Source organism: Dendrosporobacter quercicolus, assembly GCF_900104455.1.
Taxonomy (GTDB): domain Bacteria; phylum Bacillota; class Negativicutes; order DSM-1736; family Dendrosporobacteraceae; genus Dendrosporobacter; species Dendrosporobacter quercicolus.
This window is the reverse complement of sequence record NZ_FNHB01000001.1, coordinates 1,031,117-1,051,923: the sequence shown is the minus strand read 5'-3', so window position 1 is coordinate 1,051,923 and position 20,807 is coordinate 1,031,117. Positions and strand designations below refer to the sequence as shown.

At 51.0% G+C, this 20,807-nt stretch carries 8 protein-coding genes; 6 read left to right on the top strand and 2 right to left on the bottom strand.

The annotated features are described in order from the left end of the window. Positions 1 to 193: 193 nt before the first annotated feature. Positions 194 to 871, bottom strand: coding sequence for an MBL fold metallo-hydrolase (locus BLR06_RS04835; protein ID WP_092069014.1), 678 nt, complete (start codon positions 869 to 871; stop codon positions 194 to 196). A 176-nt stretch (positions 872 to 1,047) separates the two neighbouring features. Between BLR06_RS04835 and BLR06_RS04830 the strand changes: the two genes are divergently transcribed. The 5 genes from BLR06_RS04830 (at position 1,048) to BLR06_RS04810 (ending at position 5,827) form a co-directional block, all read left to right on the top strand. Continuing rightward, a complete protein-coding gene (locus BLR06_RS04830) occupies positions 1,048 to 1,965 on the top strand; it encodes an acyltransferase domain-containing protein (protein WP_255319492.1) in 918 nt (305 codons plus the stop codon). 60 nt (positions 1,966 to 2,025) lie between these two features. Then, a complete protein-coding gene (fabD, locus tag BLR06_RS04825; protein ID WP_092069008.1) occupies positions 2,026 to 2,895 on the top strand; it encodes an ACP S-malonyltransferase in 870 nt (289 codons plus the stop codon). Between the two features lie 121 nt (positions 2,896 to 3,016). Beyond that, complete coding sequence (locus tag BLR06_RS04820; RefSeq protein WP_281242262.1) at positions 3,017 to 4,285, top strand: hydroxymethylglutaryl-CoA synthase family protein; 1,269 nt, start codon at positions 3,017 to 3,019, stop codon at positions 4,283 to 4,285. Next, positions 4,282 to 5,046, top strand: coding sequence for an enoyl-CoA hydratase/isomerase (locus BLR06_RS04815; RefSeq protein ID WP_092069002.1), 765 nt, complete (start codon positions 4,282 to 4,284; stop codon positions 5,044 to 5,046). The genes BLR06_RS04820 and BLR06_RS04815 overlap by 4 nt, the downstream gene beginning before the upstream one ends. Positions 5,047 to 5,077: 31 nt before the next feature. Beyond that, positions 5,078 to 5,827: a polyketide synthase gene (locus tag BLR06_RS04810; protein WP_092068999.1), complete on the top strand. Its 750-nt coding sequence runs from the start codon at positions 5,078 to 5,080 to the stop codon at positions 5,825 to 5,827. 12 nt (positions 5,828 to 5,839) lie between these two features. On the opposite strand, the gene BLR06_RS04805 is transcribed toward BLR06_RS04810, so the two are convergent. Further along, positions 5,840 to 6,361, bottom strand: coding sequence for a transcription termination/antitermination NusG family protein (locus BLR06_RS04805; RefSeq protein ID WP_092068997.1), 522 nt, complete (start codon positions 6,359 to 6,361; stop codon positions 5,840 to 5,842). A gap of 691 nt (positions 6,362 to 7,052) precedes the next feature. Here BLR06_RS04805 and BLR06_RS19740 point away from each other — a divergent pair. After that, entirely contained in the window at positions 7,053 to 20,795 is a 13,743-nt protein-coding gene (locus BLR06_RS19740) for an SDR family NAD(P)-dependent oxidoreductase (protein ID WP_217636828.1), read from the top strand. The last annotated feature ends 12 nt before the right edge of the window (positions 20,796 to 20,807 follow it).

The following is a 20,807-nucleotide window of genomic DNA, read 5'->3' as shown; positions in this document are numbered from 1 at the left end:
CGGAGGCGCGAAACGAAACTTGGGAAAGTCATAGTTTTGTATTAACTGGGGGTGTTTACGCCCCAATGGTTCTTTATGCTTTTTTATCGTTTTTCCGGCTTTTCCTAAGGAACCTCTTGTTTAAGATGAATCTTAAGCGAGAGGTTCCTTAGTTTGCTCAGTCTATGTTTACCGATTGCTAAATCACAGGCCATTAATAAAATTGTAATGGGTTGGGTTGGTTTTTCCGCATCCGGAATGCTATAAAATGCTCCAGTTTATTAATTTGGAAATAAATATTTTCCTTAAAAAGGTAGCTTAAAGGATAGCCTGGTTTTTTTCCGTAAGAATGAGCGGGGTAAACAAGTATATCCGGCGGGACAGTCTTTTTAATCATCTGGATGCTATGATACATTTCCTCAGCATTTCCACCGTCTGTGTTACAGATGCCGCACCCCTCAATGAATATTGTATCCCCGGTAAACAAATAGCTGTCTGAGACAAGAAAACACACACTGCCGGCCGTATGGCCGGGCGTTAAAAGGCACTTTATCATAGTATTGCCGAGTTTAAGAAAATCATTGTTTTCTATTGGCGTTAAGTTTTTGCAGGAAAAGCCATAGAAATTAATTTCTTTGGCTGACATTACAACCTGCGTCTGATATTTTTCTAACAGTGGATGAACAAGGTCGACATGGTCGGGATGGGAATGAGTTAACAAAATCATAACTAACTTTGCATTCAGTTTATTCAGAGCCAATTCGATAGTATCTAATTCCCAGGCCGGATCAATGATGGCTGTTAGATTTGTTGCTGTATCAACAATGATATAGCAATAGTTTTTAAAGGATAAGGATTGAAGATACAACTGGTATACTTGAACGCTAGTCATCAGCTTCACCTTTTTTTAACAGTTTCGCAAATAAGAACACAATTTAATGTGAAAATTGTAGCAATAATTACATCAAATGTCAAATAATTCCAAAGTTGATTAGGTCCATGCATCCCGGTTGGTTTAGCTTTATCAATGAGAAAGGGTGATGCTTATTGAACAAACCCATTGTTTTTATGTTCTCAGGTCAAGGGTCGCAGTATTATCACATGGGTAAAGAGTTGTATCGGCAAAATGCCGTATTTAGACACTGGCTAACCAAATTAAATGACATCGCGTACCAATACTCCGGCCTTTCAATGATTGACGAAATTTACAATCAGACCAAAAGCAAGGCGGATAGCTTTAAACCCCTGTTATACACCCATCCGGGGATTTTTATGGTGGAATACTCTTTAGCCCGCGTATTGATTGAACGCGGAATTGAGCCTGATTATGTATTGGGCGCAAGTTTAGGCGAGTTTGCCGCGGCGGCAGTCGCCGGGGTTGTTGCACCGGAAGACGCTTTAATTTGTATTCTAGAGCAAGCGGCGGTAATTGAAAGGCATTGTCAAACCGGAAGCATGATCGCAATCCTTCACAATCTGAAGCTGTTGCATCAAGCCGCTGACAATTTTTGCGGCCTGGAACTGGCTGCTGTGAATTATTCCTCTCATTTTGTCATTGCCGGCGATCATCGACATCAATTAAATATTGAAAAATATTTACAGCTGCAAAGAATACCCCATTTTGTACTTCCTGTTGGTTATGGATTTCATTCCCAAAACATTCAGCCGGCAGGAGGTGAATACAAAAAATTCCTATATAAAAAGTCCTTTGGAAAACCTAAAATACCAATGATTTCATGCTTGTTGAGTGACCGTATTACGGATATCCGCCCAGAGTTTTTTTGGGATATTGTCAGACAACCGGTCCTGTTTCAAAGAACCATACTGAAACTTGAAGAACACATGCATTTTCGCTATATTGATTTGGGACCTTCCGGCACATTGGCCAACTTTGTGAAATATAGCTTGGCGAAAGGGTCTGCATCACAATTTTATGACATCTTGACTCCGTTCGACCAGGAGATGGCAAAGTTGAAAAAATTTTAAGAAATGACAATAAATCGTAAGCGTGGTGTTTATCATTAAAATAGGAAAGGGGATAAAAAAATGCTTACTTATATTTTTCCCGGTCAGGGTTCTCAGGCTAAAGGAATGGGTGGGGGGTTATTTGACGAATTTAAGGAATTAACAGCGCAAGCCGATGAGATTCTGGGATATTCTATTAAAGAACTTTGTCTGGAAGACCCAAACGGCAATTTAAGTCAGACGCAATATACGCAGCCGGCGCTATATGTTGTGAATGCGCTTAGTTACTTGAAAAGAATCAAAGAAACCGGGAGAAAACCGGATTTTGTCGCCGGTCACAGCCTGGGAGAATATAATGCGATCCTTGCGGCGGGTGGATTTGATTTTGCAAGAGGCCTGATCCTTGTCAAAAAGAGAGGAGAACTGATGAGTCTGGCTACCGGCGGAGGGATGGCCGCTGTGATTGGGTTAAATGAACAGCAAATTGCCGCTGCTTTACAGCGGTACAATTTAGAGAGTATCGATCTTGCGAATTATAACAGTCCTGCGCAAATTGTCATTTCCGGTTTGAAAACCGATATAGATGCTGCAAAACCTATTTTTGAGGGGATGAAAGAGGTCCAGCTGTTTGTCCCGTTAAAAACCAGCGGCGCTTTTCATTCCCGCTATATGGAAAGCTCTAAACAGGAATTTGCAGCTTTCTTACAGGCAATTACTTTCTCTGAATTAAACATTCCCGTAATTTCCAATGTTCATGCCAGGCCCTATCGACAAACTGAGATTAAACAGAACCTAGTTGACCAGATTACACATCCGGTTAACTGGACGGAGAGTATACGCTATTTGCTGAGTCTTGGGGAGATGGAATTTGAAGAGCTTGGAACAGGCAGAGTGTTAACCGGTTTGGTTCAGCGGATTAAAAGAGAAGCGGGACCTTTAGCTGTAAGATGAGGAGCTGCAGCAGGAGTTTCGGCCTAACAGAGCCTGATAACGGCCTTACTAAGCCGGAGTTGGCGGGAGCGATAGGTCTATAGGTGTGTAAAAATAGGACAATCATTTTACCGGGGGAGGAATGATGATGATTCCAGTAGGAATTGAAGCGATGAATGTTTTTGGCGGTACAGCCTATTTAGATGTAATGAGGCTCGCTCAACATCGCCAATTGGATACGACCAGATTTGAGAATCTGTTAATGAAAGAAAAGGCTGTTGCCCTGCCCTATGAAGATCCGGTCACCTATGGGGTCAATGCGGCCAAGCCATTAATCGACTCGCTTTCGGAAGCAGAGAAAGACCGGATTGAGCTATTAATTACCTGCACCGAATCGGGCATTGATTTTGGAAAATCACTGAGTACGTATATTCATCAATACTTGGGTCTCAACCGGAACTGCCGTCTATTTGAAATCAAGCAAGCCTGCTATTCAGGCACTGCCGGATTTCAGATGGCGGTTAATTTTATTTTGTCGCAGGTTTCACCAGGCGCCAAAGCCCTGGTGATAACCACGGATATTTCAAGGTTTATGGTCGTTGACGGGGGAGAGGCGTTGACCGCCGACTGGTCCTTCGCAGAGCCAAGCGGCGGCGCAGGCGCAGTAGCCATTCTGGTCAGTGAAGCTCCCTATGTGTTTCAGGTGGATGTAGGAGCCAACGGTTATTATGGCTATGAAGTGATGGATACGTGCCGGCCGGTCCCGGACAGCGAGGCCGGCGATGCGGATTTATCCCTATTGTCATACCTGGATTGCTGCGAGCAGGCCTTTGAGGAATACCAAAAACGGGTAACCGGCGTAGACTACCGGGAGACCTTTCATTACCTTGGCTTTCACACGCCTTTTGGCGGCATGGTAAAAGGCGCGCATCGTACGATGATGCGCAAGATGAGCCAGGCTAAGCCTGCAGAGATTGATGAGGATTTCCAGCAGCGGGTAGTACCGGGATTGCTCTACTGCCAGCGGGTGGGAAACATCATGGGCGGCACCGTATTCCTGTCTTTGGCGAGCACGATCGATAACGGTCGGTTTGATACGCTCAAGCGTATCGGTTGTTTTTCCTACGGATCGGGTTGTTGTTCCGAGTTTTATAGCGGCGTCGCCACGGCGCAAGGTCAGGAGCGCCAGCGCCGCTTTGGGATCGAGAAGCAATTAAACGAACGCTATCAATTGTCCATGCAGGAGTACGAGGACTTACTGCGCGGCAGCGGCGTAGTCAAATTCGGCACTCGCAATGCCAAGCTGGATTTTGAGCTGGTTCCCGGTGTTTTGGCTTCAGGCAAAGGAAAGGAGCGGTTATATCTGGACGAAATTCGTGAGTTTCACCGGCAATACAGGTGGCTGTCATGAGTTATCAGACCATTCGGGTTCGTTGGCAGGAACCGGTGTGTTTTTTGCAGCTTTATCGTCCTGAGAGCAATAATACCATCAATAGCCGCCTGATTGAGGAATGCCGTCAGGCGCTGGAATTATGTGAAGAATCGATTACTGTCGTCGTGTTAGAGGGTTTGCCTGAGGTTTTTTGCTTTGGGGCTGATTTTCAGGAGATGCACCGGCAAATGGCCAGCGGACTACAAAATGAGCAGAGGCCGGAGCCTTTATATGAGCTTTGGCTGAAATTAGCGACCGGACCGTACATTACCATATCCCATGTCCGGGGCAAGGCCAATGCCGGCGGGGTCGGCTTTGCCGCCGCCAGTGATATGGTGCTGGCTGATGAGACCGCACAATTTAGTTTGTCGGAACTGCTGTTCGGGCTTTTGCCGGCTTGCGTTTTGCCGTTTCTCATTCGGCGGATTGGCTACCAGAAAGCCAATTATTTGACGCTGATGACCCAGCCGGTTTCGGTTCAGCAGGCACATCACTGGGGCTTGGTGGATGCCTGTGAGGTTCAGAGTGAAGCTTTGCTGCGCAAGCATTTGCTGCGGCTTAGACGTTTGCCCAAAGCAGGTATTTCGCGCTATAAACGGTACGTGAACCAACTGGATGCTTCGCTCCAGCAGTCAAAGTCATTCGCTTTGGCCGCCAATCTGGAGGTTTTTTCCGACTCTCGCAACCGTGAGCGGATTTATCGGTATGTGGAAACAGGACACTTTCCCTGGGAGGATTGATCAATCTCATTTTCAGTTAGGAGAGAAAACGATGACACAATCTGTGGTGAATGTACAGCAAATCGAACCGGGCATCGTCAAAGTAACCATGCAGGAGCGGGTACATAAAAACACATTCTCCGATGAATTAACCATTGGCCTTATCGAAGCGTTTGCGGCAATCCAGGCCAATGCAAGCTATAAAGTAGTGATTCTGACCGGATATGACAGCTATTTTGCATCAGGTGGAACCCAGGAGGGATTATTGGCTATTCATAAAGGCAAGGTCAATTTTACTGAGACCAACCTCTACAGTCTGGCTTTAGAGTGTAAGATCCCGGTCATTTCCGCCATGCAGGGCCATGGGATCGGTGGAGGTTTGGCTTTAGGTTTGTTTGCCGATTTTGTTATATTGAGCCGGGAAAGTGTTTATACGACCAATTTCATGAAATACGGGTTTACGCCGGGAATGGGCGCCACCTATATTTTACCTAAGAAATTGGGGTTTAGCCTGGCGGAAGAAATGTTGCTGAACGCTGGTAATTACCGCGGCGCTGAACTTGAAAAACGTGGAATTCCCTTTCCGGTTCTGCCCAGGGGGGAAGTATTGAATTATGCTCTTGAACTGGCCCGGCAAATCGCTGAAAAACCACGACTTTCATTGATCACGCTGAAAGATCATTTGGTTTCGTCCATCCGGGCGGAGCTTTCCAAGGTGATTGAACAAGAACTGGTCATGCATGATCATACGTTTCACCAGCCGGAGGTTAAAGAACGGATTATCGCCTTATTTGGCAAGTAAGCGGATCAACTTTCAACCCGGCCTATTAGGGTTTACTAAGATACCGCCCAGTTCAATCTGTTTTTTCTCTTGCAATATGGGAACTTCTACCGTAACGCGCCGGTTTCGGCGAGAATAGTTTGTTACGATTCCCTCCAAGCCTAACAACGGCCCATTGACAATTTGAATTTGATTTTGAACCTTTTTTACTTCGCTGATCTCAACAATTCCTTCATTGCCTATCAGTTTTTGAATTAACTGCTTTTCTTCAGGGAATATGGGCAGCAGAGAGCCTGCACTGTAAACCAGCCAACCAATACCCATTCTGTGCTTACGTAACAGATAATCAAACTCTTCAATGTTTTTTCTGTCTGTTGCTGCGAATAAGTATCCTTCAAACAAGGGCCTGATGGTGGTTATCGTATTGCCGCTTTTTCGCCAATAGACTTTTCTTTTGGGATTAATAATTTTACATTGTGAAAACATTTTTTTGCATATCAATGAGGTTGTTTCTTCTTTTCCACTTATGGTGCGAAAAACATACCACTCGTCCAAATTTATTCCCTCCTTACAAAGAATGCAATCCCTATCGCATGTTTTTTTATGCTTTATTGAAATAATTACCTGAAAGATCGTATTGTTGCTGTCACTTGTTACGTCATAGCGCGTGGTTATTTTTGCACAAACTTTTCGATACAGGTTTATGTCACGCCATTCATCCTCGGTGTACATGACTCGGCTCAGATAGTCAATGATAGCCTGTAAAAACAGCAAGCGACTGAACAAGTTATAACGGATATAACCGGCTGTCAACCAAAAGATTGGTGCAGTACTAGGGATGTAAGCCTTATTTTATCAACTAAATTTTGTATAATTTGTCATTTTATGACATGAAGGAGGTAAATAATTTGTTAACACTAATTATAGATAGATAATGAGAAATTGGTCTAAAAAAAGATCCATTTTACACAACATTAACCAATAATAAATGGTATAATAAAACAAAAATGGTATAATAAAGCACAAGAGGAAATGCTTTTGAAATTTTAGCTGTGGAGGCGCGTTAAAATTTCTAAGTTGTTATAAGCAAAGCTATTTGAAATACAAAAAGTATTTCAAATAGCTTTGTATTGTTTTTCAGCTGGTGACATCAACAATGCATACATTCTTGCAATGGCAATGCTTAATATTTAAAGGTAACTTTGACTGAACATCCTTCAATTCGACATGAAGAAAGGAGATGGCTATGAATAAACAACCTGTTATGGAAAAAGATCAGGAGCCCCAAAGCAAGCTCTTGCCGGAAAAGCAAACAGATATAGCCGTTATCGGTATGGCAGGCCGATTCCCCGGAGCGCAAAATTATGAACAGTTTTGGCAAAATCTCAGAGAGGGACGATCCGTTATTCAGGAAATTCCCCGGGAGCGCTGGGACTGGACAGCCTTTTGGGGAGAGCCGAAAACCGAAATCAATAAAAGCAATAGCAAGTGGGGCGGATTCATTGAAGCAGTGGGCGATTTTGACGCCGGTTTTTTCAGCATTTCGCCCCGGGAAGCCGAAGCCATGGACCCACAGCAAAGGATTATGCTGGAACTCACCTGGTCTTGCCTGGAGGATGCGGCGGTTTGCCCGGCGCAGTTAGCGGGAAAAAATGTCGGCGTTTATATTGGGGTCTTTAATTTCGACTATAAAGAATTGCAGGAAAAAAATTTTCGTACGATTGAAACCTACCATTCTACCGGAACAGCTTCGGCGGTAATTGCAAATCGTGTTTCCAATTACTTCGATTTTAAAGGACCCAGTTTTCCGATTGATGCCGCCTGCGCCAGTTCGCTGTTCGCCATTCATTCCGCCCTCCAGGCTTTAAAGCTAGGAGAGTGCGGCTTGGCCATCGCGGGGGGGATTAATCTCCTATTAACACCTACCCGCCATATCTCTTTTTCCAAAACCGGCATGTTGTCGCCAACCGGTTCTTGTAAAACTTTTGATGAAAGCGCCGACGGCTATGTGCGAAGTGAAGGCGCCGGCGTAATTTTGCTTAAGCCGCTGGCGCAAGCGATTGCCGACGGTAATTGCATTCATGGTATTCTCAAGGGAAGCGCCGTCAACCATAACGGCAAAACCCATACGTTAACCTATCCCAACCCTGACGCTCAGGCAGCGGTTATTGCCGAGGCCTGCAGGAATGCAAAGGTTGAACCTGAAAGCATCAGCTATGTCGAAACCCACGGAACCGGAACTCCCAAGGGAGACCCAATGGAGTTTCAGGGACTGGTAAAGGCATTTTCAACCCTTTCCTCAGAAGCGGGGACAGCTTTAGACAGCGGCTACTGCGGCTTGGGGTCGGCCAAAACGAACATCGGCCATCTGGAAGCCGCAGCCGGCATTGCCGGGGTAATGAAAGTACTGTTGGCGATGAAATACAGACAATTGCCCGGACTCCAGCATTTCAAACAGTTAAATCATCGTATTGCCAGCGAAAACAGCCCGTTTTACTTTGTACAGCAATTACAAGACTGGAACCGGCCGGAAGCAGAAAACAAGCCGGCTTTTCCCCGGCGCGCCGGCGTCAGCTCCTTTGGCTTTGGCGGCGCCAACGCCCATATAATTCTGGAAGAAGCCCCGGACATCTCCAGGCCGGCCGACAGAATGCTGCCCTATTATTTAATTTGCTTAACCGCTAAAACTGAACAAGCTTTGCGACGGAAGGAACAAGATTTACTGCATTGGCTGGAAGGGAATGGGCGCGAACATAAACTGGGGGATATTAGTATGACCTTGCTGTTCGGCAGGGAGCATTTTGAGCTAAGGTCGGCTTTTTTAGTCGGAAATGGGCAGGAATTACGGGAAAAATTACAGCAAGTTCTGGAAAAAGGAGCAGCAGAAGGCTATTTTAAAGCAAGTCATACCGTCAAAGGGAAGGAAATACGTCCTTACTTTGCCGAGCTGGAAAAGGTGATCACCAAAAAGCTGCGGACAAATAAAGCAAAGAATGAGAAGGAATATGGCGATCATCTTATGGCGCTGGCCGAAATGTACGTAGCCGGCTATAATCCTGAATGGCAGATGATTTTTTCGGAAAACAAAACGCAGCGGATTAACCTGCCAACCTATCCTTTTGCCAGGGAGCGCCACTGGATCGCCGACAGCGATGCAGTGGCCTGCAACCCAATCATCAGCAGCCTGCCGGCCTCAACACATCCTTTACTGCAGCGCAATACCTCTGATTTAGCTGAACAACGCTATAGTTCGATTTTTAACGGCCGGGAGTTTTTTCTGGCGCATCACCTGGTAAAAGGGGAAAAGCTGCTGCCGGGCGCCGCCTGCCTGGAAATGGCGCGGGCGGCAGTTGCCCAGGCAGTCGGAGACCTGGCGCAAAAACAGACGCGGCTAAGGCTCAAAGACGTAATTTGGGCCAGGCCCGTGGTCGTTGGCGAACAACCGCTTGAGATCCACATCGGCCTTTATCCGGAAGACAATGGAGACATTGCCTTTGAAATTTACGGCAAGGGCGAAAAAAATGATGATGAACCGGTCATTTACAGTCACGGCAAGGCGGAACTGGGAGCGATGACTGAAATGCCGGTCCTGGAGCTTAAGGACCTGCAGGCCCGGTGCAGTCAAAATTGTCTGAGTTCCGATCAATGCTATACAGCCTTTACAGCGATAGGGCTTGACTATGGGCCGGGACATCGGGGAATCGAGCAGGCAGCGGCCGGCCAGGAGCAATTGCTGGCCAAGCTAGCCCTGCCTGCCGCGGTCTTTGATACGAAAGACCTGTTTTTGCTTCATCCCAGCCTGCTGGATGCGGCTTTTCAGGCAATTTTACTGCTCAATTCCGGCGATTTCAAGCTAGCCCTGCCCTTTGCGCTGCAGGAACTTGAAATGTTTCGTCCCTGCCCGTCCGCTATGTGGGCGTTCGTCCGTCGCAGCGCCGGCGATAAAGCCGGAACCAGGCTGCGGAAAGCGGATGTTGATCTGTGCGACGAGCAGGGGAATGTCTGCGTGCGAATCACAGGATTTTCAACAAGGGTTCCGGACAGAGAGACCGGCCCGGCATTTCCGGCCGAGGCCGGGACTCTGCTGCTGAAGCCTTGCTGGCAGGAGCAGGCCGTTGCCGAAACAGCGGCAGTTCCTGGCTATACGCAGCATGTGGTCATGCTTTGTGAAGTGGCGGGCATAAATTCGGACAGCGTGGAAAGAGAAATGGACGGGGTACGCTGCATAACGCTGCAGGCGGAGCGGGAAAGCATCGCGGAACGGTTCCAAAGCTACGCGCTTCAGCTGTTGGAGGAAGTTCACCGCATTCTGAAAACACAAGCAAACGGACAGGCGCTGGTTCAGCTTGCGGTTCCCGGCCAAGGGGAGCAGCGCCTCTTCGCCGGCCTGGCCGGCCTGTTAAAAACGGCGCAATTAGAAAACCCGAAGTTTACCGGTCAGTTGATCGAAGCAGAATTACAGGATGATGCGGCAAGCATAATCAATAAACTACAGGAAAACAGCCTGAGCCCCGGGGATAATCATGTCCGCTATCAGGAGGGCAGGCGTTCTGTTGCTGTCTGGAGCGAAATAGAAGCTTTGGCGGAAACGATCCCCTGGAAAGATCAGGGGGTCTATTTAATTACCGGCGGCGCCGGCGGACTGGGGGTTCTGTTTGCCCGGGAAATTGCGCGGAAAGTCAAGGCCGCGACCCTGATTCTTGCCGGCCGGTCGCCGCTTCCTGCAGTGAAAGAAGCGCAGTTGAAAGAACTGGAGGCTTTAGGCGTGCGGGCTGTCTATCAACAGGTTGATGTGACCCAACCGCAAGCGGTTGTCGGCTTGATCCAAACCATCCGGGAGAATTTCGGCGGCCTCCATGGCATCATCCACAGTGCCGGCGTGATTAAAGACAATTTCCTCATCAAGAAAAGCGGGGAAGAACTGCAAGCAGTACTGGCGCCGAAAGTCACCGGTCTGGTCAATCTGGATCAGGCGAGCAAGACTGAAAGTCTGGACTTCTTTGCCCTCTTTTCATCGGTAGCAGGAGCCTTTGGCAATGCCGGGCAAGCGGATTACGCGTGCGCCAATGCTTTTATGGATGCTTATGCCGAATATCGCAATACTTTGGTGACATTAAAAGAGCGAGGGGGCCAAACCCTGTCTATCAATTGGCCGCTGTGGCAGGAAGGCGGCATGCGTATCGACGCGGCGACAGAGCAGCGGCTGACGCAGCAAACCGGGCTGGTCGCCATGCAGACGGCCACCGGCATTCAGGCCTTGTATCAGGGATTGGGGTGCGGTGAAAGTCAGGTCATGGTGCTGGAAGGAAATCGCGAACAAATCCGGACGACATTTTTGGGGCAGCCATCCACAGCGAACGTCCGGGCGGAAGCCCCGGCAAGGCAGGAAGCGCAAGCGGGGCAATCCGTTGAACCGGACTTACTCCGGGAAAGAGCTGTAAACTATTTCCAAAAATTGCTTTCCGCAGCCACTAAGCTGCCGGTACAGCGGATCGAAGCCGATGCGCCATTGGACAAATTTGGCATTAATTCGATCATGATTTTGCAATTGACGGATCAATTAGAGAAGGTATTTGGACCGTTGTCGAAAACACTATTTTTTGAATACCAGAATATTGGCGAATTAACCGGATATTTTCTTGCGGCTTATCCGGGTAAGCTGCTGGAACTACTGGGGCTTGAAGAAAAAGCGCAGCCGGACGCCGTCCCTGTCGTTATGGACGAGTCCGGGGAGCCAGACCTTCGCAGCCGCAGGCGGTCTCGCTTTACGTCCTGGCGCAGCGAAGCACCGCAAGCAAAATCCGGGGCTTTGGATATTGCCGTTATTGGCGTTTCCGGTCGCTATCCCCAGGCGAAAAATCTCCGCGAGTTCTGGAAAAATCTGCGGGACGGCAAGGATTGTATTACGGAAATTCCCCCAAGCCGCTGGGATCACAGCCTGTATTTTGATGAAGATAAAAGCAGGCCGGGGAAAAGCTACAGCAAATGGGGCGGCTTTCTCAGCGGCGTGGACCAGTTTGATCCGCTGTTCTTTAACATTTCACCGCGGGAAGCGGAACTGATGGACCCGCAGGAACGCCTGTTTTTAGAGTGCGTTTATGAAACCCTGGAGGATGCCGGCTATACCCGGGAAACGCTCAGCGGCTATCAAAGCTCCGGTATGCAGGGCAATGTCGGTGTTTTTGCAGGAGTGATGTATGAAGAATACCAGCTTTACGCAGCCCAGGAGCAAATTCAGGGCCGGCCGCTGGCGCTTTGGGGAAATCCGTCGTCAATCGCCAACCGGGTGTCCCATTTTTGTAATTTTCATGGACCAAGTATGGCTGTGGATACGATGTGCTCTTCCTCGCTGACGGCAATTCACCTGGCCTGCCAGAGTTTGCAGCGGGGCGACTGCGAGCTGGCAATTGCCGGTGGCGTAAATGTTTCCATCCATCCCAACAAATATCTGTTTCTCGCCCAGGGCAAGTTTGTGTCGAGTAAAGGCCGGTGCGAAAGCTTCGGCGAAGGGGGCGACGGTTATGTGCCGGGAGAAGGGGTAGGGGCGGTACTGTTAAAGCCGCTGGTCCAGGCGGTTGCCGACAGGGATCACATCTACGGCGTTCTTAAAGCAACGGCTGTCAATCATGGGGGGAAAACCAACGGCTACACTGTCCCCAATCCCAATGCCCAGGCTAGCGTCATCCGGCGGGCAATCAAGGAAGCCGGGATCGATCCCCGCGTAATCAGCTATATCGAGGCCCACGGCACCGGCACCTCTTTGGGGGATCCTATTGAAATTGCCGGTTTGACGAAGACCTTTGAAGAATACACGAAAGATAAACAGTTCTGCGCCCTCGGCTCGGCCAAATCCAATATTGGGCACTGCGAGAGCGCGGCGGGAATTGCCGGGGTGACGAAAGTGCTGCTGCAGCTCCAGCATGGTCAACTGGCGCCTTCGCTGCACGCTAAGGTACTGAACCCCAACATTGATTTCAGCAATACGCCCTTTGTTGTTCAGCAGGAACTTGCCCAGTGGAGCCGGCCGGTGGTTAAGCGCAACGGAGACGCCAAAGAGTATCCGCGGATTGCGGGCATTTCGTCTTTTGGAGCCGGAGGATCCAATGCCCATATCATCATCGCCGAGTATATCCCCAAGGAGCAGCCACGCACCGTCACCAGGCAAAACCCCGCCATCATTGTGCTGTCGGCCAGGCAGGAAGACCAGCTCCAGGCCAAGGCCCGGCAATTGCTGGCTGCGATACAGGAAGGACAGTTTTCCGACAGCAGCCTGGCCGATATCGCTTATACGCTCCAGGTCGGGCGCGAAGCCATGGAGGAGCGTTTGGGCTTAATCGCGGGCTCCGTGGAAGAACTGAAACAAAAACTGGCGGCGTTTGCCGATGGTCTGGAAATAATTGAAAATTTGTACCGGGGTCAGGTCAAACGCAATAAAGAGGCCCTGGCTGTTTTTGTCGCGGATGAAGAATTACGGGAGGCTGTTGAAAAATGGATTCAACGCGGCAAATACGCCAAACTGCTGGAGCTTTGGGTCAAGGGACTGGCGGTTGACTGGAACAAGCTTTACCGTGACGCCAAACCCCGGCGGCTGAGCCTGCCGGCCTATCCTTTTGCCCGGAAACGCTATTGGGCGCCTCAAGGCGCAGCACAATGCGGTAAAGGGAGAGCCGCGGCCGCAACGCATTCTTTTGATTGTCAGAGCATTGCCCCCTCCGGGCGGCAGTTCAGCCCGCCCTTATCCGCCGGCGGCAAACCGAACGGGATTGTATTACGGTCTTTACCGGATGATGCCCAACCGCCGGTCAGGCCGGACCCAGCCGCCAGTTCCTACAATTTTGCCGTGCCCCTTGCTGGCGGGGCCGCCTTGGCCATTGCGGCGGGGGAGGCTCAATCCGCCGCCGGGGACGTGCCGGCGGCGGCGCAGGTTCGAACGGCGGTTGCCGCCATCCCGCTGCAAGCATTGCAGGCGGAGCTGCAGGAAAGCCTGGCTCAGTCCCTGTATATGCCGCGGGAAGAGGTTGATGTGGATGCCAAATTTATTGATTTGGGACTGGATTCGATTATTGGGGTTGAATGGATCAGGGCGGTCAATAAACGGTATCAAATTTCCATTCCGGCAACCAAAGTTTACGACTATCCCACAATTTGCGAGTTTTCCAGCTACCTGGCCAAAGAACTGGAGAAGCAAAATCTGCCGCTCCCGGGCAGCCCGGCGCCGAGGCCCGTAGAAGCCGCAGTGCGGCTTGATCTACAGGAAATAACCCGCGTGCCAATCGGTGACGGACAAACTGCCGCCGGTGGCGGGACAAAGCCTCGGCAGGCGGCTGTTGCCAGGCCGGGTGAGCCTTATGGTCTGGTGCTTTCAACCGTACATTCCCTAAATGAATTAGCTCTCCGGCAATGGCGGCCGCCGGCAGCGGCCGGGACCGAAGTTACGATCCAGGTGAAAGCATCCGCAATCAACTTTCCGGACATCATGTGCGTACAAGGCCTGTATCCCACTATGCCGGAGTATCCCTTCGTCCCCGGCTTTGAAGTTGCGGGAGTTATCACCGGACGGGGCAGTCAGGTGACGGAATTTGAGGTCGGCGATGAAGTGCTGGCTCTTACCGGCGGACAAATGGGCGGGCACGCCGGCTATGTGAATGTTCCCGCAGCCAATACCGTGCATAAACCGAAAAATAGTTCTTTTGCAGAAGCCTGCAGTATGCCGGTGGCATTCCTGACGGCCTACTACGCTTTTACCATCGGAAAACTTGCGCCTAAAGAACACGTCGTCATTCAAACCGCAACCGGCGGCTGCGGCCTGATGGCCCTGCAACTGGCGCGCTTAAAAGGCTGCGTTTGCTACGGTACATCAAGCAAGCCGGAAAAACTGGCTATCCTTAGAAAACTGGAAGTTCCCTACACAATCAATTATCAGACCACGGAATTCGATCAGGAAATCAAAAAAATAACCAATAACCGCGGGGTGGACGTTGTATTAAACACATTGTCCGGTGAGCTAATCCAAAAGGGCTTAAATTGTCTGGCTTCTTCCGGACGTTATTTGGAAATTGCCGTCCATGCCCTGAAAACCAGTCCCAGACTAGATCTTTCCAAACTGGTCCGGAACCAGTCCATTCACAGCATTGATTTACGCCGGTTAATTTTACAGGAGGATTTAGCTGTAAAGGAACTGCTTAAGATAATGACAACCATGCTGCAAACGGGGGAAATAGTGCCGGCAGTTTCCCGGATTTACCCGGTTCATCAGATGAAAGAAGCCTTTGAATACGTAGGGCAGGGGCGGCATATCGGTAAAGTTGTCATCAGTCACGAGCAGTCAGGCATGATTGATTTAACCGAGGATTGCATCCGGCGGTTGTTAGACCAAAAACAAAATTGTGAACGGCGTACCCCCGCGGTAACGGCAACATTGCCGGTGTCGCCGGCAAAACGCCCGGCGCAAAGCCGGGAAGGAATTGCCGTTATCGGCATGGCGGGACAATTTCCCCAGGCCGGAACGCTGAACGAATTTTGGCAAAACCTGGCCGATGGCCGCGATTGCATTTCGGAAGTACCGGCCACACGCTGGTCTCTGGACGATTATTACCACCCCGATGTGGAAGCTCCCGGCAAAACCAATTGCAAATGGATGGGCGTGCTGGAAGGCGCAGACAGGTTTGAGCCGTTATTCTTTAATATTACGCCGGCGGAAGCGGAACTGATGGACCCGCAGCAACGGTTGTTTTTGCAGAGCTGCTGGCACTGCATTGAGGACGCCGGTTTGAGCCCCGCGGCGTTATCCGGCAGCCGCTGCGGCGTGTTTGCCGGCTGCGCAACAAATGATTACGGGCAGGCCGGCCCGGGCCGGGGGTTAAACGCCCACGGACTGATGGGGCGTTCGGCTTCCATATTAAGCGCCCGCATCTCGTACTTATTAAACTTAAAAGGTCCTTGTTTAGCCATAGATACCGCTTGCTCCTCCTCGCTGGTGGCGATCGCGGAAGCTTGCAACAGCCTGATCCTTGGAACAAGCGATCTGGCCCTGGCGGGTGGCGTATGCGTTATCGTTGGACCCCGGATGCACATTATGACCGGCAAAGCCGGCATGTTGTCGCCGGATGGACGCTGCTTTACCTTTGATGCCCGCGCGAACGGGTTTGTTCCCGGTGAAGGGGTGGGCGTGCTGCTATTGAAGCGGCTCGGCGACGCCATACGGGATCAGGACCCGATTTACGGCGTCATCCGCGGCTGGGGAATGAATCAGGATGGTAAAACAAATGGCATTACCGCGCCCAGTGCGAACGCCCAAACTGCGTTGGAAAAAGAAATCTATGAACGCTTTCATATCAATCCGGCGACCATTTCCCTGGCGGAAGCCCACGGAACGGGGACGAAACTCGGCGATCCCATTGAAGTGGAAGCGCTGACTTCAGCCTTCCGGGCGTTTACCACTGAGAAAAACTATTGCGCCTTAGGGTCAGTGAAAAGCAATATCGGACATTTACTGACAGCGGCGGGGGTGTCCGGGGCCATCAAAGTATTACTGGCGTTAAAACACCGCCTGCTGCCGCCTACCATTCATTATCAAGCCCTTAATGAGCATATTTCCCTGGACGGCAGTCCGTTTTACATCAACAGCAAACTTAAGCCCTGGCAAGCCCCCAGCGGTACTGGGAGACGGGCTTGCGTCAGCTCCTTCGGGTTTAGCGGCACCAATGCCCATTTGGTCATCGAAGAATATCCTTCGCGGGTCCTGGAACGGCCTTTGGCTGAGGGTAACTCCCGCCAGCCGGCCATCATTGTGCTGTCGGCCAGGAATGAGGAGCGGCTCCAGGCGCAAGCCCGGCAATTGCTGGCCGCAATACAAGACGGACAATTGGCCGACCAAAGCCTGGCGGATATTGCCTACACGCTACAGATAGGCCGGGAAGCCATGGAAGAGCGCTTAGGCTTCATCGTGAACTCCAGTGAAGAACTAACAAAAAAACTAACAGGGTTCATCGCCGGCCAGCCGGGCATAGAGGGACTGTACCGGGGGCAGCTCAAACGCAACAAAGAAACCCTGGCTGTTTTTGCCGCAGATGAAGAATTGCAGGAAGCCGTTGTAAAATGGATCCAACGCGGAAAATATGATAAATTGCTGGACCTTTGGGTCAAAGGCCTGGTTGTTGACTGGAACAGGATCTACGCTGACGCCAGACCCCGCCGCATTCGTCTGCCGGGCTATCCTTTTGGCGGGGAACGTTATTGGATTGCGGATCAGCAGGAAAATATTAGTGCGGGGCAGAAGGAAGCCGCGGCGTGCGGGCCGGAAGGCGAGGGCGGCTTGACGGGAGTTTTAGGAACGCTGCTGCTTCAGCCTGTCTGGCAGGAAGCGGCTATTGCCCGGGAAATCACAGCCCCCACTTATCATCAGCAGCAACTGGCCATATTTTGTGAGCCGGGTGAAGCCGCCGGCCAAAGCCTTGCCGCCGGCCGGCACGGGATACGCTGCCTGATCTTAAAGTCTGACCAAAAAGACATAGCGGAACGGTTTCAGACCTATGCCGTGCGGGTCCTTGAGGAACTGCAGCGGCTGCTTAAAGAGGGGCGGGTGCTGGTCCAGCTTGTCGTTTCCGGCCAAGGAGAACGACAGCTCTTTGCCGGATTAGCCGGCTTATTGAAAACAGCCAGGATCGAAAATCCAAAACTCAGCGGCCAGCTGATTGAAGTGGAGCCGGAGGCAACTGCGGAAAAAATGATTGGGCTCCTGCAGGAAAGCAGCCAAATTCCGCAGGAGGAATATATCCGCTATAAAGACGGCAAACGGCTGCTCGCCAGGTGGCGTGCGCTTGAACCACCCGCGGAAGCAGATCCCTGGCGGAACGGGGGCATCTATTTAATTACCGGCGGAACCGGCGGTTTGGGACTGATTTTTGCCAAAGAAATTGCCCGGCAGGTCAACGGCGCAACATTAATTCTTACGGGACGGTCCCCGCTGGGGGCGGACAAGCAAGCCCGGCTGAATGAATTGACGGCCTTGGGCGCCCGGGCCGAATACCAAGCGGTCGATGTTACGCACAGGGCAGCGGTCGGCGGTTTAATTGAAAGTATTCAAGCGAGGTTTGGCGGGCTTCATGGCATTATCCATTGTGCGGGCGTGATTAAGGACAGCTTTATTCTCAAGAAAACCAGGGATGAACTTGAGGCCGTGCTGGCCCCCAAGGTTACCGGCCTGGTGAACCTGGATCTGGCAAGCAAGGAACTGCCGCTGGACTTTATCGTGTTCTTTTCCTCAATAGCCGGCGTGCTGGGCAATACCGGTCAGGCCGACTATGCCGCCGCCAACGCTTTTATGGACGCTTACGCCAGGTATCGCAATGCTTTGGCAGCCGCCGGACAACGTAAGGGTCCGACCCTCTCAATCAACTGGCCGTTATGGCAGGAGGGTGGGATGCGTATTGACAGGGAAACCGAACAGCTGCTGCGGCAAAGCACCGGGCTGGCCGCTATGGAGACGCCGGCCGGCATCCGGGCCTTTTATCAGGGCTTAGCCGCCGGACGGGATCAGGTGATGGTGGCGGCAGGGGAACGGTCCAGGCTGCAAGCGTTCCTGACAGACGCGCTTCTGCAGGCGCCTGCTCCGCCGGCGCAAACCGTCTTTATTCCGCTGGAGGCGGGACTGTTGCGGGAGAAAACGCTCTATCAGCTGAAAGTCCTATTTGGTGAAATTACCAAGCTGAGTGTGGGTGGGATAGATGAGAACGAACCGCTGGAAGCCTATGGGATTGATTCAATGATGATTACCAGGATCAACCGAAAACTTGGCGGTGTTTTTGGCGAATTGTCCAAAACCTTGTTTTATGAATACCAAACCCTGGCCGCTTTAGCCGAATACCTTATTGCCGACCACCGTACAGCTTGCGCGCGGTGGACCGGCCTTGGCGAGCAAGCGCCGCGCCTGACTGACCAGCTTGCCGCGCCGTCCGGGGTAAACGCAGGCCGGCTGCCGGTCCGGGAGGCTGCCGTTGCAGCACCGGAAAAGGGAACACGGGAACCCATCGCCATCATTGGCCTGAGCGGGCGTTATCCGCAGGCAAAAAACCCTGGTGAATATTGGGAGAACTTAAAAAACGGCAAGAATTGCATCACCGAAATTCCCGCAGAGCGTTGGTCTCTGGACGGCTTTTTTCATCCTGACCCTCATAAAGCCGTGACGCAGGGAAAAAGCTATTGCAAATGGGGCGGCTTTATTGACGGGTTTGCGGATTTTGATCCGCTCTTTTTCAATATGTCGCCGCGGGAAACGATGAGTATGGACCCGCAGGAACGGCTGTTTATTGAAGCTTGCTGGGAAGTGCTGGAGGACGCCGGCTACACCAGGGAGCAGCTGGCCGCCCGCTATCACCGCCGGATCGGTGTTTTTGCGGGAATTACCAAGACCGGCTTTGATTTATACGGACCTGATTTATGGAAACATGACGAAAAAGTATTTCCGCAAACTTCATTTGGCTCGGTAGCCAACCGGATTTCCTATCTCTTAAATTTACAGGGGCCCAGCATGCCGGTCGATACTATGTGCTCCTCCTCCTTGACGGCCATCCATGAAGCGTGTGAACATCTTCAGCATCAAGAGTGTGAAATGGCCATTGCCGGCGGAGTGAATTTGTATCTTCATCCTGCCAGCTATCGCCGTCTCTGTGCAGTGCAAATGCTTTCGACGGACGGACAATGCAAAAGCTTCGGCGAGGGCGGAAACGGCTTCGTACCCGGTGAAGGGGTCGGCTGCGTTTTGCTTAAACGCCTGTCCGGGGCGGTTGCCGATGGGGATCATATTTATGCTGTCATTCGGGGAACCAGTGTCAATCATGGCGGTAAAACCAACGGCTATATGGTGCCAAATCCCACCGCCCAGGGAGACGTCATCCGGGCGGCTCTGGATAAAGCCGGAATTGATGCCCGGACAATCAGCTGCATTGAAGCCCACGGGACAGGGACGACGCTGGGCGATCCAATTGAAATCACCGGACTTACCCAGGCCTTCCGCAAAAATACGCCGGATAACGGATTTTGCGCTCTGGGGTCTGTAAAATCGAATATTGGGCATCTGGAGGCTGCGGCGGGGATTGCGGGACTGACTAAAATTGTCCTGCAAATGAAACACCAAAAAATTGCCCCAAGCCTGCACGCCCGGAGTTTGAATGCCAACATTCAGTTTGAACAAACGCCATTTGCCGTTCAGCAAGAACTTGCGGACTGGCAACGGCCGGTAGTTGAAATTGATGGACAAGCCCGTGAGTATCCGCGGCGGGCCGGCATTTCCTCCTTTGGGGCGGGGGGCGTTAACGCGCATGTCGTGCTGGAAGAATACATTTCACCGGAACCGGAAACAGAGTCTGTCAGGATTACCGCGCAAAGCCCCGCTCTGGTTGTGCTGTCGGCCAGGAATGAAGAACAGCTTAAGGAACAGGCACGGCGGCTGTTGTCTGCGATTCAGGTGCAATCCGGGGTAAATCTGGCGAATTTGGCCTATACGCTCCAGGTAGGTCGCGAAAGCATGGAAGAACGCCTGGGTTTTCTGGCGGGGTCTGTCAATGAACTGGAAGAAAAGCTACAGCAGTTCGTGGCTGGCGAGGAGAGCATTGAGGCTCTGTACCGGGGGCAGGTCAAAAGCAATAAAGCTGCCTTGCGTGTGCTTGCGGACGATGAAGATATGGCGAAAATCATGGATGCCTGGATCAGTAAAGGAAAATATAGAAAATTGCTGGAGCTTTGGGTCAAGGGCCTAAACCTGGACTGGAACAAGCTGTATAGCGATGCCAAACCTCAACGGATGAGCTTACCGACCTATCCTTTTGCCAGGGAGCATTATTGGCTGAAGAAAACCAGTCAAACCAGCGCCGGTTCCTCACCGCAGCCCAATGCCCTGCAGGAGAATGACGCGTTATATGAACAGCTCATTGATGAAGTGATCAATGATACATTAAGTGTGGATGACGCCATTGGAAAAATCATGAATTAGACGGATGTCACT

Bases quoted from the DNA above. Each gene is read 5' to 3' on its own strand.
- BLR06_RS19740 (WP_217636828.1), top strand. From the start codon at position 7,053: ATGAATAAACAACCTGTTATGGAAAAAGATCAGGAGCCCCAAAGCAAG.
- BLR06_RS04835 (WP_092069014.1), bottom strand. From the start codon at position 871: ATGACTAGCGTTCAAGTATACCAGTTGTATCTTCAATCCTTATCCTTT.
- BLR06_RS04810 (WP_092068999.1), top strand. From the start codon at position 5,078: ATGACACAATCTGTGGTGAATGTACAGCAAATCGAACCGGGCATCGTC.
- BLR06_RS04830 (WP_255319492.1), top strand. From the start codon at position 1,048: ATGTTCTCAGGTCAAGGGTCGCAGTATTATCACATGGGTAAAGAGTTG.
- BLR06_RS04820 (WP_281242262.1), top strand. From the start codon at position 3,017: ATGATGATGATTCCAGTAGGAATTGAAGCGATGAATGTTTTTGGCGGT.
- BLR06_RS04815 (WP_092069002.1), top strand. From the start codon at position 4,282: ATGAGTTATCAGACCATTCGGGTTCGTTGGCAGGAACCGGTGTGTTTT.
- fabD (WP_092069008.1), top strand. From the start codon at position 2,026: ATGCTTACTTATATTTTTCCCGGTCAGGGTTCTCAGGCTAAAGGAATG.